The 13,306-nt window shown below is 49.2% G+C and carries 16 protein-coding genes; 3 read left to right on the top strand and 13 right to left on the bottom strand.

Annotated features, from left to right (window positions below; translation table 11 throughout):
- The 4 genes from KXJ70_RS12120 to KXJ70_RS12135 all read right to left on the bottom strand — a co-directional run bounded on the left by KXJ70_RS12120 (position 1) and on the right by KXJ70_RS12135 (position 3,793).
- On the bottom strand, positions 1–1,350 hold the full coding sequence (locus KXJ70_RS12120; protein ID WP_219043775.1) for an alanine/glycine:cation symporter family protein: 1,350 nt from the start codon (positions 1,348–1,350) through the stop codon (positions 1–3).
- A 154-nt stretch (positions 1,351–1,504) separates the two neighbouring features.
- Entirely contained in the window at positions 1,505–2,539 is a 1,035-nt protein-coding gene (locus tag KXJ70_RS12125) for a 1-aminocyclopropane-1-carboxylate deaminase/D-cysteine desulfhydrase (protein WP_219043776.1), read from the bottom strand.
- A 55-nt stretch (positions 2,540–2,594) separates the two neighbouring features.
- Positions 2,595–2,930 (bottom strand): preprotein translocase subunit YajC, encoded by a 336-nt coding sequence (gene yajC / locus KXJ70_RS12130; protein ID WP_219043777.1) that lies wholly within the window; start codon positions 2,928–2,930, stop codon positions 2,595–2,597.
- Positions 2,931–3,022: 92 nt separating this feature from the next.
- Complete coding sequence (locus KXJ70_RS12135; protein ID WP_219043778.1) at positions 3,023–3,793, bottom strand: exodeoxyribonuclease III; 771 nt, start codon at positions 3,791–3,793, stop codon at positions 3,023–3,025.
- A gap of 311 nt (positions 3,794–4,104) precedes the next feature.
- Here KXJ70_RS12135 and KXJ70_RS12140 point away from each other — a divergent pair, with 311 nt between their 5' ends.
- The 3 genes from KXJ70_RS12140 (at position 4,105) to KXJ70_RS12150 (ending at position 6,818) form a co-directional block, all read left to right on the top strand.
- Entirely contained in the window at positions 4,105–4,584 is a 480-nt protein-coding gene (locus KXJ70_RS12140) for a nuclear transport factor 2 family protein (RefSeq protein ID WP_219043779.1), read from the top strand.
- Between the two features lie 16 nt (positions 4,585–4,600).
- A complete protein-coding gene (locus KXJ70_RS12145) occupies positions 4,601–6,289 on the top strand; it encodes a class I adenylate-forming enzyme family protein (RefSeq protein ID WP_219043780.1) in 1,689 nt (562 codons plus the stop codon).
- Between the two features lie 109 nt (positions 6,290–6,398).
- Positions 6,399–6,818 (top strand): YkvA family protein, encoded by a 420-nt coding sequence (locus tag KXJ70_RS12150; RefSeq protein WP_219043781.1) that lies wholly within the window; start codon positions 6,399–6,401, stop codon positions 6,816–6,818.
- A 19-nt stretch (positions 6,819–6,837) separates the two neighbouring features.
- On the opposite strand, the gene bcp is transcribed toward KXJ70_RS12150, so the two are convergent.
- The 9 genes from bcp to KXJ70_RS12195 form a co-directional block, all read right to left on the bottom strand.
- The gene (gene bcp / locus KXJ70_RS12155; RefSeq protein ID WP_219043782.1) at positions 6,838–7,335 is read right to left on the bottom strand and encodes a thioredoxin-dependent thiol peroxidase; all 498 of its coding nucleotides are present in this window, start codon (positions 7,333–7,335) and stop codon (positions 6,838–6,840) included.
- Between the two features lie 17 nt (positions 7,336–7,352).
- Positions 7,353–8,816 (bottom strand): DNA recombination protein RmuC, encoded by a 1,464-nt coding sequence (locus KXJ70_RS12160; protein WP_219043783.1) that lies wholly within the window; start codon positions 8,814–8,816, stop codon positions 7,353–7,355.
- A 152-nt stretch (positions 8,817–8,968) separates the two neighbouring features.
- The gene (locus KXJ70_RS12165) at positions 8,969–9,901 is read right to left on the bottom strand and encodes a PhzF family phenazine biosynthesis protein (protein ID WP_219043784.1); all 933 of its coding nucleotides are present in this window, start codon (positions 9,899–9,901) and stop codon (positions 8,969–8,971) included.
- Between the two features lie 146 nt (positions 9,902–10,047).
- Positions 10,048–10,623: an NUDIX hydrolase gene (locus tag KXJ70_RS12170; protein WP_219043785.1), complete on the bottom strand. Its 576-nt coding sequence runs from the start codon at positions 10,621–10,623 to the stop codon at positions 10,048–10,050.
- A gap of 21 nt (positions 10,624–10,644) precedes the next feature.
- Positions 10,645–11,121: a flavin reductase family protein gene (locus KXJ70_RS12175; protein WP_219043786.1), complete on the bottom strand. Its 477-nt coding sequence runs from the start codon at positions 11,119–11,121 to the stop codon at positions 10,645–10,647.
- A gap of 131 nt (positions 11,122–11,252) precedes the next feature.
- Entirely contained in the window at positions 11,253–11,711 is a 459-nt protein-coding gene (moaE, locus tag KXJ70_RS12180) for a molybdopterin synthase catalytic subunit MoaE (RefSeq protein WP_219043787.1), read from the bottom strand.
- 1 nt (position 11,712) lies between these two features.
- Positions 11,713–11,964, bottom strand: a complete 252-nt coding sequence (gene moaD, locus KXJ70_RS12185) for a molybdopterin converting factor subunit 1 (protein ID WP_219043788.1) — start codon at positions 11,962–11,964, stop codon at positions 11,713–11,715.
- Positions 11,961–12,452 carry a cyclic pyranopterin monophosphate synthase MoaC gene (gene moaC, locus KXJ70_RS12190; protein ID WP_219043789.1) on the bottom strand — a complete coding sequence of 164 codons (492 nt, stop codon included), beginning with the start codon at positions 12,450–12,452 and terminating at the stop codon, positions 11,961–11,963. Before moaC ends, moaD begins: the two co-directional genes overlap by 4 nt.
- A 7-nt stretch (positions 12,453–12,459) precedes the next feature.
- On the bottom strand, positions 12,460–13,110 hold the full coding sequence (locus tag KXJ70_RS12195) for an MBL fold metallo-hydrolase (protein WP_255558449.1): 651 nt from the start codon (positions 13,108–13,110) through the stop codon (positions 12,460–12,462).
- Positions 13,111–13,306: the final 196 nt, after the last annotated feature.

Here is a 13,306-nt window from a genome sequence, read left to right on the forward strand (position 1 = left end):
CTAAGACGAAGATTTTACCAGCGCCAATTCGCTTTTCGTCAATTTAAAAACCACCGGACTTAACAATATTAAGGCGATCAGATTAGGAATTGCCATCAAGGCATTCAAGGTATCCGCTAGCAACCAGATAAACCCCAAATTGGCCATTGCGCCTAGTGGAATAGCAAGCACCCAAGCTACCCGAAACGGCATGACACCGCGGGGACCAAAAAAATACACCACACAGCGCTCGCTGTAATAAGACCAACCGAGCATGGTCGTAAAAGCAAATATTGCCAGCCCCAAAGCCACAATATAATGCCCGCCAGGAATCAGTGATTCAAAAGCGACGGTAGATAAGGCGGCACCGCTCTCTCCAGTCTGCCATGCACCTGATAGCAGAATGACAAAGCCCGTTACCGAACACACCAAAATAGTATCGATGAAGGTGCCGAGCATCGCGATCATACCCTGGCGCACCGGACTATTTGTTTTTGCCGCGGCGTGAGCAATCGGCGCACTGCCTAAGCCAGCCTCATTAGAAAAAATACCCCGCGCAACACCAAAGCGGATTGCGGCGGCCACGCCTGCGCCGGCAAAGCCACCCACGGCCGCCGTACCATTGAATGCCGAATCAAGCACGAGACTAATTACCGCCGGTAAGGCGCTCAAATTCATCAATAGAATAGCAATGCCCAGCAAGAGATACGTTACTGCCATAAAGGGCACTAAAAATCCGGCGACATTAGCCACCCTCTTCACTCCACCTAAGATGACCGACGCGACACCGACAAACATCACTAGGGCACTCAACCAAACCGGCACGCCAAATGCGCCTTGCATGGCATCAGCAACCGAGTTGGCTTGCACCGTATTACCGATTCCGAAACCCGCCATCGCACCAAACAGGGCAAAACATGCACCCAACCAGCGCCACTTAGGACTAAGTCCATTTTTGATGTAATACATAGGACCGCCGCTAAAGTTGCCCTCGGCGTCTTGTTCGCGATAATGAACTGCGCATACCGCTTCTGCGTATTTGGTGGCCATACCGACCAGCGCGGTGCACCACATCCAGAACAGTGCACCCGGCCCACCCAGTGCAATTGCCGTAGCGACACCGGCAATGTTACCGGTGCCAATGGTGGCGCTGAGCGAGGTCATTAGCGCTTGAAATGGACTAATCTCGCCTTCATCGTTACCGGATTTGCGGCCTTTCATCATCAGCCGAAACGCAGTGCCAATATTGAGCAAAGGCATAAGTCTTAGCCCGAGCATTAGATAGGCTCCGGTCCCGAGTATGAGCACCAGCATCAACGGGCCCCAAACAATACCGTTTATGGTATTCACAAACGTGGATACATATTCCATGCAAAGCCCCTTTCCATGCTTTTTATATAGATATTGCGCGATTTAAGCAGCTGACTAGGCCTGCTGTTTTATATTCCAGCCTTTATTAGCAATGCAGTCCAAACTAGGGCAATTGATCTAAAGTCAGCGAACATCACCACGATCACCCAAGGCCTTAAAATTCAAATTGTTCGCGCTGCGGAAACATGCCAAATACCCCGCCGGTATGGATGAATACGATATCGCCGGAATCGCCAAATCGGCCCTTTTTTAATTGATCGAGCATGCCGTAGAAAGCTTTAGCGGTGTACACCGGGTCTAAAATGATACCTTCACTGCTGGCAACCTCAGCGATGCAGTCAAAAATGTGTTTTCCTGCCAGGGCATAGCCAGCGCCGACGTAACCATCAATTACCTTCACTGAAAGTGATTCAAGGTCTGTGCCAGTTTGATAGCGCTGTATCCAATCTTTGAGGTCGCGGTTCACTTTTTTAATGAACCAAGCCTCATCGTCACACACATTCACCCCCCAGACCTGAGCATTAACACCGTAACGATGAACACCGGCAGTCAAGCCGGCTTGTGTCCCACCGGAGCCCGTCGCACAGATAATGTGCTTGGGAGATATATTGTGGTGAATAAAGTCTTGTTTGAGTTCCGCACACGCCTCGACGTATCCCCACACGCCGATTGCGTCAGAAGCACCGGTTGGGATGATAAAGGCTTTTTTATTTTGATCGCGGTAGCTTGTTTGAATGCCGGCCAGAATATCATCGAGCTCGCGTTGATACTGCGCGGCCTGGAAATAGCTGATATGAGCACCAGCCAGGCGATCGAGTAAGAGATTGCCGTCGGGAATATCTACTTCAGCGCCACGCAAGACGAGATGGCATTGCAATCCAAGCTGGGCACACAATAAGGCCGTTGCGCGGCAGTGGTTTGACTGCAAGCCACCACAGGTGATGATGGTATCGCAGCCCTCCGCCAAGGCCTGAGCCAAATTAAACTCTAATTTACGCACTTTATTACCCGACAATACACTGCCGGTTAAATCGTCCCGTTTAATCCATATTCTCGGCCCGCCAAGTTGTTGACTCAAACGGTCCAAAGGCTGCAAAGGCGTAGGAAGTTGAGCTAGCTTGAGTCGGGGCGGAATGTGTCCAACGATAGTTTGTGCAGAAACATGTGGCTTTTTAACATTATTAGACATGTGTCACTCGCCAAAGATATGCGCTCCGCTATGCGGCGAAGCGCGCAACCCCTGTTTAGATTGCTTTTAACGTCCCTTTTGGCAATACAGCGTGGATTGACGAACGCTGAAACTTTAATTCCACATTATCCGTCACGCCAACAACCACATAGGCATCATCAAGCTTATTTACTTTGCCTAAAATTCCGCTGGTTGTCACAACCTCATCACCCTTGGCTAGGGCCGCGACCATGGCCGCATGCTCTTTTTGGCGCTTGCGCTGGGGACGAATAGCGATGAAATAAAACAGGGCAAACATCAATACCAGAAAACCAATCTGGAACATTTCGCCACCCGGAGGTGCGCCCGCGCCGGCGGTTTGGGCCTGCGCTTCTGAAATGAAAAAGCTCATTACATATCCTTAGATAACATTCAAATAAATGACCCTGCGCTACAGCAGCCGCAGACTTAAAATCAGCCTGCAATAGTACACAAGGGCCAATCTCAAAGCGAGTAATCATAATCCATGGTAAAGGGTGCGTGGTCGGAGAAACGCTCGTCGTTATATACTTCCGCACTGCGTATCGTGGGCACCAAGCCGGGGGTGATTACATGGTAATCCAAACGCCACCCCACATTGTTGGCATACGCCTGCCCGCGGTTCGACCACCAAGTGTAAACAGCCTCTTGGTTGATCTCGCGGAATGCGTCTACAAAGCCACCCTCCTCATACACCTTATCTAACCATGCGCGCTCATGGGGAAGGAAGCCGGAGTTTTTCATATTACCTTTCCAGTTTTTGATATCTATCTCCTTGTGACAGATATTCCAATCAGCGCAAATGACCAGTTCACGCCCTGTCGCTTTCAGCTCAAGGAAATGCGGGTAAATTTTATCTAGGAAAGCATCTTTTTTTGCCTGCGCCTCATCACCACTCGAGCCTGAGGGCAAGTACATCGATATCACGCTGATGTGGTCGTAATCAGCCCTTATATAGCGACCCTCGCTATCTGCGGGGTCCCATCCTAAAGAAGTCGTGAAACTATTAGGCGGTTTCTTACAGTACATCGCCGTGCCGCTATAGCCTTTCTTGATCGCATCGCTATACATCGTGGTATAGCCCTCAGGATGATATAGGGACTCTTCTAGTTGATCTCGCTGCGCCTTGGTTTCCTGAATACAAACCACATCGGCATCTTGCTTCGCCAGCCACTCAAAAAAGCCTTTACGCCCCGCCGAGCGAATCCCGTTGGTATTGGCAGTAATTATGCGCATCCAAAATACTCCGAATTGTAAAATCGCGCACAGCTTAGCAAAAATCGATATCGATAGTGGAAATCACCTCCTCGATCTCATTACTTTCTGGCAGATATCGTCGTCAATATACAGTTCAAGGTTCAATAATTTGTGCCGCATTGTCATTCATTTCGCTTCACCCATTCAGATCATGTATCAAATCTCTTGTTCGCTCTAAACTTGCCCATCAAATTGACATGTGTCAGGTGACTGTAAGATTTTGCCCGCATTTTCGCCAACCTTAAGCAGAAGAACTCGCGCACACAGAACATAACAAAGGACGATTCCACATGAGCCAAAACTCTCTTGAGACCCTATTCGCCATAGAAGCGATAAAAAAGTTGAAGTACATCTACTTGCGCGCCGTAGACACCCACGACTGGGCGCTGCTGGAAAGTACGCTTACCGAAGACTGCAGCGCACGCTACGATGGTGGTAAATACAGTTTTGACGACCGCGAGCAACTCGTTAGCGGCCTAAAAGGTCATATGGACTCGCCCCAGGTTCTGACAATGCATAACTGCCATCATCCAGAAATAGACATTATTGATGGCAGCACCGCCAGCGGGAAATGGTATCTACAGGATTTGGTTTTTAATAAAGAGCAGAACTGGATGCTGTTTGGCACCGCCATCTACACCGATCAGTACCGCTTTAGCGAGGGCGAGTGGCGCATTTGTCACACCGAATACGACCGCATTTTGGAAACCATCAACGCGCCCATCCCCTCGACATTAAGCTTCACCCATAATATGTTTGAAAAAAAATAAGGCCAGCAATTTTACTATGAGCAATATATCTTCGCGGCTAGACGCATGCACAGCGCAACTCTGCCAAACCGGTGCGCCGTTTGAAATTTTGCAGGACGGCGACAACGCGTTTCGGCGTTATAAAAATGCGCCATCAAATATGCGCGAATTAGTAGACGTTGGCCGCAATCACGGTGATCAAGAGTTCTTGGTTTACCAACAGGAGCGCACGAGCTTCAAGCAGTTCTTCGAGAAAGTAGACGCCCTCGGCCACCACCTGCTAAATAATGAATCTTTACTCAAAGGCGACCGTATCGCCATCGCGATGCGAAATTACCCAGAATGGATGATTGCCTACACCGCCATTATTTCCATTGGCGCGATCGTTGTGCCCTTAAATTCATGGGGCAGCTCTGACGAACTGTGTTACGGCCTAGAAGACTCTGGGGCAAAGTACGTCATCTGTGACCTTCCACGCTTGCAGCTAGTTAAACCGCTACTAGCCAGCATGGATTGCAAAGCGATTGTTGCTAGAGAAAAGTCACGCGATGAACAAGGTGTACAGTATTTAGAGGATATCCTTGCTAAAAATAGCGGCCACCCGCTACCAATGGTGGCTATTAACCCTGACGACATTGCACAAATCATGTACACCTCGGGCACCACCGGCCGTCCAAAGGGCGCCGTATCCAGTCACCAAAACATCTGCCAAGCGATGTATAGCTTTGAGTTTCATGCCACGTGCTCCGCTATGGCAAACCCCAGCGCAATCGAAAAAATGTTTGCTGGCGGCTTTGCGCCATGCACTTTGCTTAGTGTTCCGCTGTTTCATGTATCAGGTTGTTACGCAGCATTTTTGCTCAATCTGCGCGGTGGCAGAAAAACGGTCATGATGTATAAGTGGTCTCCAGCGGAGGCACTTAAATTAATCAGCGCGGAACGAGTCACTATATTTAGCGCGGCACCATCAATGGTGCTCGATCTGCTTCGTCATCCAGACTTTGCAAATAGCGACACCAGCAGCCTGTTTTCACTCGGTGGCGGCGGCTCTGCCTGCCCTCCTTCGTTCAAGGACACGATCGAAACAACGCTTGATAATGCCTATGTCGGCACCGGCTACGGCATGACGGAAAGTAACGCTATTTGTGCAAGCTGTACCGGCGAGGCCTATTTTTACAAGTCATCCAGCGCCGGCACCTTATCGCCGTTAGTGGAGTGGCAGACCCGCGATGAAAATGGACAAGTGCTCGCTAAAAATGAAACCGGTGAGATTTGGTTAAAATCTATCTGTAATATTCAACACTACTGGAATAAACCCGATGCCGACAAAGCCACCTTTGATGGTAAATGGATGGCCACGGGTGACATCGGTTACCTGGACGAAGAAAATTTTGTCTACCTTGTTGATCGCGCCAAGGATCTTATTATTCGCGGTGGCGAAAATATCTATCCGGCTGAGATTGAAGCCTGCCTAAGTTTACATCCGAGCATTGCCGAGGCTGTGATTATTGCCGTACCCGATGAGCGCCTGGGGGAAACCCCCGGTGCAGTAATTCGTGTCCGTGCGAATAGCGAAATTAACGTCACTGAAATCAACGCGTATCTCAGCGACAAGCTTGCCGCGTACAAAATACCCAGCCAGGTATGGATTCGAACCGATGAAATGCCGCGTAATGCAGCGGGTAAAGTACTGAAATCAGAACTGAAACGGCAGTATATTCGCTAAAAATCAAGGAGCGCTAAATACCTCACTCCTTCTGCCGGCCCCTTGGGCCGGCATTTACCCGGAGCATTCGAGCACGTAGAATCAAACCGAATTAATGGGTGAGAAAACTATGATGCAAGTATTCTCAAAAAAACGCGCTCAGAAAATTCTTGATGACGGTGCTGCCGAGGTTTCCGATTCCAAAATTGATCTCGCCTTAAGTAATCGCCAGCGCATAATCAATAAAGTGCTTCACAACGCATCACTTACGCCTTATTTAAGCCACGTGAAAACCCTGTTTAATTTGCTTCAAGATTATGTAAAAGGCAGCTACCGAGAGATTCCGTGGTGGTCGATTGGCTCGGTAGTAACGGCATTACTGTATATTTTAATGCCCCTCGACGCCGTGCCAGATATCATCCCCATTGCTGGATTTTTAGATGACGCCGTCGTTCTCAAGCTATGCTTGGATATGGTCAGGAAAGATTTAGATAAGTATAAAATGAACAAAGTGGCATCTGCTCACGATGAGTCAGATGCCACTAGCTAGATGTTAGCTCAACAACCATTTAGTCCGCCAAGCCCAGTTCACCGATAAGTTTTAATACATCATCATGATGGGTCTTAGTATTCACTTTGGCCATGATGTGTTTGAGCTTGCCGTCTTTACCAATGATAAAGGTACTACGCAGAATACCGTCGAACTCCTTGCCCATAAATTTTTTCGGGCCCCAAGCGCCGTATTTATCGGCGATACTGTGGTCTTCATCGGAGAGCAGGGTAAAGTTTAAAGCCCCCTCTTCCTTTTTTGGATTTTCTTCAAACTTTTTCAGTTTAGCTACAGAATCCGGACTGACGCCCAAGACGACGGTATCCGCCTTATCGAAGGCCTTTTTACTGTCACGAATCCCACACGCCTGTACAGTGCAACCAGGTGTTTTCGCTCTTGGATAAAAATATAGAACAACATTTTTGCTGCCCTTAAAATCTTTTAGGCTAACCGTCTTGCCGTCTTGATCCTTTAATGAAAAAGCTGGCGCATTATTTCCGATTTTAGGTAGTGCCACAAAAATACTCCTTTTAACTATGAGTTATCGTCACGTTGATCGAAATCAACACCGTCAATCTCGGCTCTATCGATTAGTGAAGACGGTAAACTTTTCTTGACCTTCGCCCCCAATGCTTCAAGTCGGCTCACCCGCGATACCAGGTTACCCTTGCCTAGCGTCATTCTATTGAGGGTCTTTTCATAGGCATCGCGACCACGGTCCAGGTGCTTGCCCACATCCTCTAATGACTGCACAACAAGGGCAAACTGATCGTGCAAAGCGCCCGCTTGGCGTGCAATTTCCTCGGCGTTTTGATTTTGTCTTTCATAACGCCAGATACTCTGCACCGTCCGCAGGGTAGCAAGTAAGGTGGTCGGACCGACCACAATAATGTTTTTCTCATACGCATTGCGGAACAATTCTGGATCATGCTCAAACGCCGCCATAAACGCAGCTTCGACCGGAATAAAAATAAAAACAAAATCTAGCGTGCGAAGGCCTTCGATATGTTCGTAACCCTTGATGCTTAAACCGTTGATATGCGCTTTAACGGATTGCGCGTGTTCTCGCAAAAAAGCCTGGCGCTCAGCCTCGTCATCGCTGCTGCAATATCGCTCGTAGGCGATCAACGACACCTTGGCATCGATGACGATGTCTTTGTCATCGGGCAAGCGAACGATTACATCAGGCTGCCGGCGACGGCCGCTGTCGTCAGTAAAGCTGACCTGTGTTTCGTATTCATGGCCTTTGCGTAGCCCTGACTCTTCGAGCACACGCTCTAAGATCACCTCACCCCAGTTTCCCTGCGCCTTATTGTCGCCCTTCAACGCGCGGGTTAAATTTTGCGCCTCTTTACTAATGCTACTGTTCATTTCCTGCAAGTTTTTGAGCTGTTCCTTCAACTCTCCCCGCTCGCGATTCTCGTTGTCGTAAATATGATCAACTCGGCCGCGAAACTCTTTTAGCTGATCTCTAAATGGCTTTAACTGTAATTCCAGGGCGTCGCGACTGTGCACTTGAAAACGCTGACTCTTTTCATCAAAAATGCGGTTGGCGAGCTGCTCAAATTGTTCAGTTAATTGCTTTTTGGCATCGCTTAGCAAGGCGATCTGCTCTGCGGTTGATGTTTGTAAGTGGGTATATGCACTTTCCTGTCTCGCCAGGGCGTCATTTAGCGCCCTGTTTTTTTGCTCCGAGCTCGCTAGTGAGGCTTGGATTTCTGAGAGCGTTTGGTTTTGCATAAGCAAACGCTCCTTAACGACGGCAAGTTCCTGCGCGTGCTCAACGACCAGCCCTTTGGCGCCGTCTCGCTGCGATATTGCATCGGCAAGCTTTGCAGCTTGTTCATCAAACGCAAACTGCTGCGCCCCCATCTTTTCTTCCAGCATACAAATCTGGATCGCATTGCTACGCCGCGACAGCACCGTTGCGATCACTGCGCCGAGACACAAACCGACAAAGGCAACACCAGCGACCAATACTAAAAGCGGAGTATCCATGAAAAATGATTAAGCCTTATCGTAAGATGTGAAATATAGGCAAAGCGGCAAATTTGTCCGCTATCGACAGCACAGTATACCGAAGTCTGACATCAAATTGAGATAGTAGAGAACACACCTTCAGCCCGCAAAGGGGCTGAAGGCATACAAGCTTAAGCAGCTTTACGAGGCGTTGTAATCGGAGCGACTATACTGCCCTGCGCGACTAAAACAGCATCGCCACCAATGCGGACCTTTAGGGAAGCGGTCGCTTTTTTAACAAATTCAACCTGCAATACGCTCTGACGCTTGGCTTTGTGGCCACGCTCTAACCAGAATGTGTGGGTACCGTCTGCCAAACCCCGTGTGTCACACAAACTGGCAACAAACGCGGGAATCGCCGCGCCAACCGGCGGACTGTCGTCATGAGCGATGTGCTCACCGAGAATTCGCAGATGGAAATCAGTTTGCAGCGATTCGGTTTCACTGCAGTACACAAGAATTTCATTCACGGCCACTGAGGACGCACTGCTGCGCGACCAGGCTTCTAAGCTAAAACGAGCCCGGTACACTGCATCCATCGAGCGCAATGGCACGATCAAATACGGTGTATCACAACTGACGAAGAGGGTCTTCGCCTTACGAGTTTCAATATCATTTGGCCTCAAACCCAAAACTTGCTGAAGCTCATTATTATCTGGCACGTAGCGATCAATTTGCGGAATGACAGACATTGATAGCTGGGTAAGTAAACGACCGTCTTTTTGGGAAAGTACCACATCAAAAATCTTGGACCCTTGCGAAAAATGCACGACGCAATCTCGTTCGCCAACGGGTAATGCGTTGCTGTGAACTAAAGTGCGCGCCGCCGCGACAACACTGTGACTGCCAACGGTGCGCTCCCCAGAGGGAGAGAAAACACGCAACTCGGCAGCGACATCACTGCTGCCGGGAAAGATAAATACGGTTTCGGGGTGATTCATTTCTTTCGCAATAAGCTGCATTTGGCACTCGTCCAGGCCAGCTGCTTGAGGAAAGACCGATATTTGAGCGCCGCTGTAGGCTGCCTGAGTAAACACATCTACAGTGTGATAAGCGTAATCCATGTAATCTCCTTATTTTTTGTTTGCTGACAGCTCAAGAACAGGGCTTAAAATACGCCTAAGCACCCTTCAGCTGCCTATAACAATAGCTCGCTTTGACAAAAAGCGCATAATTAAATTCGGAGAGGTCAAGAGCACTGCCAGATAGACTATAGCTCGCCATCTGATTTGGATTTCCAACCAACATGCTGTGCCCACAGGGGACTCGGGGAGCTTACTCTGATCGGAAATTCACCAGTCTTACGATCTTCAAAATACTCAGTCAGCACATCCGTGACTATCGGAAACGCCAACTCTGACCAAGGTATCTCATCTTCGGAAAACAACCTGGACTCGAGACTTTCCGGACCGATACCGTAGCCGCCATCCAGATCACCACGGTAAAAAACATACACTTGATTGATATGAGGAATATCAAACAGGCGATACAGCGTTTCACCGGTAACTTTAGCGGCAGCTTCTTCTCGCGTTTCACGCAGGGCCCCATCGAGCATGGTTTCGCCGTTTTCCATAAACCCGGCGGGTATGGTCCAATAACCCAGCCGCGGCTCAATGGCACGGCGACAAAGTAAAACCTGCTGCCCAGCAACAGGTAAACAACCAACGACTACTTTGGGGTTTTGATAATGAATAGTCTTGCACTGTGGACACACAGAGCGAAGACGGTCATCACCAGCCGGGATTTGTTTGACGACTTCTACGCCGCACTCACTGCAATATTTCATTACCCTCCCGACTCCAGCGTACTAGCGTAATTCGCGGTATTGGCCCGCATGGAATACCAACGGTTTGGCACCAGGCTTGCAATCCATTTCAATCACTTTACCAACTACAATGATATGGTCGCCACCATCATAATGTGCCCAAGTCTCACATTCAAAGCTCGTTAAGGCACCGCGTAGCACTGGGGCTCCGCTTTTACCAATGCGATAGTGGTCGTCTAATAAATCGTGCTCGCTCTTCTTTGCATAATGATTAGACATAGCCACTTGATCACTCGCCAGCACATTCACTGTGAAGGTCTTGGATTTGTTAAACGCGTCAAGGCACTCGGAATCGTTGCGCAAACTCCACAATACCAAAGCGGGGTCTAAGGACACCGAGGCGAAGGAATTCACCGTCATACCAAAGGGATTGTAGCCTGCGGGGTTTGCGGTGATGACACAAACACCGGTGCTAAATTGGCCGAGGGCATTTCGGAATTGACGTGGATCTAGGCTCATAGCGTTTCCTGTTTTTTACTCATTATGTGGTAAGTCACCGACGGCGCCAGCGTTATTACACTCTCTTAACTGGCGCGAATTATACACGCCGTCAACCGACAAGTTCAGCCTAGAAAGCTACTCCGATTGGACTACTCGGCCCACCGTCCAAGGGACTCAGCGTCAGAGACCCGCGCGTCCACCCAGCGCTCACTGCCGTCACTCTTCTTTTCTTTTTTCCAGAATGGCGCTTCGGTCTTTAGGTAATCCATAATAAATTCACAGGCGGCGAAGGCCGCGTGACGATGCATCGCACCCACCCCAACAAACACGATCTGGGCGCCAGGCAGCAATTTGCCGACCCGATGGATGACGGTCACCGACAGCAGTGGCCACCGTGTATTCGCTCTTTCAATAATGGACTCAATACTGCGCTCTGTCATGCCAGGGTAGTGCTCTAACTCCATCGCAACAACATTGTCGCCCTCATTATAATCCCGCATCACCCCCACAAACTGAGCCACCGCACCACAGCGATTACTGCTCGCCAGGGCCCGGCACTCTTCACTCACATCAAAATCTGCTTGGTGAATAAGGACGCGACTCTGCATATCAGCCTCCCGTTACCGGGGGATAAAACGCAACTTCATCACCATCCGCAATAGCATCACCGTCGTGCGCAATGGTTTGGTTAACGGCGCATAAGGTATTGTCGGCCAGTAAAGCCTGCGCCCAGTGGTCGCCACCCTCTTTCACGAGTCGGTTTTTTAAATCAGCTACCGTGGTTGTTGAATGAAGCTCCACCGTCATCTGCCCCAAACCAAGCAACTCACGGTATTTAGCAAAAAACAAAACCTTTATCATTGCGATGATTCGCCCGCGATCCAATTGCCCGAGCGGCCACCAGATTTTGTCAGCAACTTAATATCTGACACGATCATGCCCTTATCCACCGCCTTGCACATATCATAAATCGTTAAGGCCGCGACCGACACGGCGGTCAAAGCCTCCATTTCGACGCCGGTCTGCCCTGCCAATTTACAACGAGCCAGAATATGCACCGCGCTATTGGCAGTATCCAAAGTAAAATCCAGCTTTACCGACGACAACATCAAAGGATGGCACAAAGGAATCAAATCTGAACATTTTTTTGCCCCTTGAATCCCTGCAATTCTAGCAACGGCTAAGACATCACCTTTTTTATGCCCGCCCTCAGCAATTAATGACAGGGTTTCTGGAGCCATGGTCACAATACCGCTGGCATGTGCCTCGCGCTGGGTAACCGCTTTCTCGGTTACATCCACCATCTGGGCATTACCCTTGTTATCGAAGTGCGTTAACTCATTGCTCATAAACACCTCAACCGAAGCGATGATCGGCGACAAAGGGATTTGTTTCTCGCTCGTGACCAAACGTTGATGTGGGGCCGTGGCCGGGAATAAACGTAATATCATCTCCCAGGGGCCAAAGTTTGTTTTGAATGGAATTAACCAGCGTATCGAAATCGCCTTTTGGAAAATCAGTGCGACCAATTGAGCCCTGAAATAAAACATCGCCAACAATCGCTAGACGCGCAGACTCATGAAAGAATACTACGTGACCAGGGGTGTGACCTGGGCAAAATTTAACCGCCAAGGTTTGCTTGCCGAATGTAACGCTGTCCTCGTCCTCCAGCCACTGATCTGGAGTAAAGGCCTCCGCATGCGGAAACCCCGTCATCTTGCACCATTCCGGCAGTTTATCGATCCAGAAAGCATCCTCTTTCTGTGGACCAATAATCTTTACACCATATTTTTTGCGCATAACATCCGCAGCAGCGCAATGATCCATATGCCCGTGAGTGAGATAAATCACCTCTAAGGTGCCACCCAACTCCTCAATCGCCGCTTCAATATTTTCAATGTCGCCACCTGGGTCGAAGATAGCCGCCTTGCCAGTTTCTTCACACACCATTACAGAGCAATTCTGCTGGTACGCCGTCACCGGCACAATTGTGCATTTAATCGTCATAACTCGTCGCAATTCATTCGCTAAAACGTCAATGATAAGCAGTCAGGGACCAAGTTAACAGCACCACGAAAAATTACTCGGACAAGGACCTAACAGCTGCACGGCGGAGAGAGGAATTAAATACTATGGAGAAGAAGGTATGCGCGGAAAGGATCTGCATAAATCAAAGATAGCCGTTTACCGATCAACGGCTATA

This window comes from Zhongshania aquimaris, assembly GCF_019312595.1.
GTDB classification, from domain to species: Bacteria; Pseudomonadota; Gammaproteobacteria; order Pseudomonadales; family Spongiibacteraceae; genus Spongiibacter; species Spongiibacter aquimaris.

Coding starts and splice junctions, on each gene's coding strand:
- KXJ70_RS12120 (WP_219043775.1), bottom strand. CDS start 1,350: ATGGAATATGTATCCACGTTTGTGAATACCATAAACGGTATTGTTTGG.
- KXJ70_RS12125 (WP_219043776.1), bottom strand. CDS start 2,539: ATGTCTAATAATGTTAAAAAGCCACATGTTTCTGCACAAACTATCGTT.
- yajC (WP_219043777.1), bottom strand. CDS start 2,930: ATGAGCTTTTTCATTTCAGAAGCGCAGGCCCAAACCGCCGGCGCGGGC.
- KXJ70_RS12135 (WP_219043778.1), bottom strand. CDS start 3,793: ATGCGCATAATTACTGCCAATACCAACGGGATTCGCTCGGCGGGGCGT.
- KXJ70_RS12140 (WP_219043779.1), top strand. CDS start 4,105: ATGAGCCAAAACTCTCTTGAGACCCTATTCGCCATAGAAGCGATAAAA.
- KXJ70_RS12145 (WP_219043780.1), top strand. CDS start 4,601: ATGAGCAATATATCTTCGCGGCTAGACGCATGCACAGCGCAACTCTGC.
- KXJ70_RS12150 (WP_219043781.1), top strand. CDS start 6,399: ATGATGCAAGTATTCTCAAAAAAACGCGCTCAGAAAATTCTTGATGAC.
- KXJ70_RS12160 (WP_219043783.1), bottom strand. CDS start 8,816: ATGGATACTCCGCTTTTAGTATTGGTCGCTGGTGTTGCCTTTGTCGGT.
- KXJ70_RS12165 (WP_219043784.1), bottom strand. CDS start 9,901: ATGGATTACGCTTATCACACTGTAGATGTGTTTACTCAGGCAGCCTAC.
- KXJ70_RS12170 (WP_219043785.1), bottom strand. CDS start 10,623: ATGAAATATTGCAGTGAGTGCGGCGTAGAAGTCGTCAAACAAATCCCG.
- KXJ70_RS12175 (WP_219043786.1), bottom strand. CDS start 11,121: ATGAGCCTAGATCCACGTCAATTCCGAAATGCCCTCGGCCAATTTAGC.
- moaE (WP_219043787.1), bottom strand. CDS start 11,711: ATGCAGAGTCGCGTCCTTATTCACCAAGCAGATTTTGATGTGAGTGAA.
- moaD (WP_219043788.1), bottom strand. CDS start 11,964: ATGATAAAGGTTTTGTTTTTTGCTAAATACCGTGAGTTGCTTGGTTTG.
- moaC (WP_219043789.1), bottom strand. CDS start 12,452: ATGAGCAATGAGTTAACGCACTTCGATAACAAGGGTAATGCCCAGATG.
- KXJ70_RS12195 (WP_255558449.1), bottom strand. CDS start 13,110: ATGACGATTAAATGCACAATTGTGCCGGTGACGGCGTACCAGCAGAAT.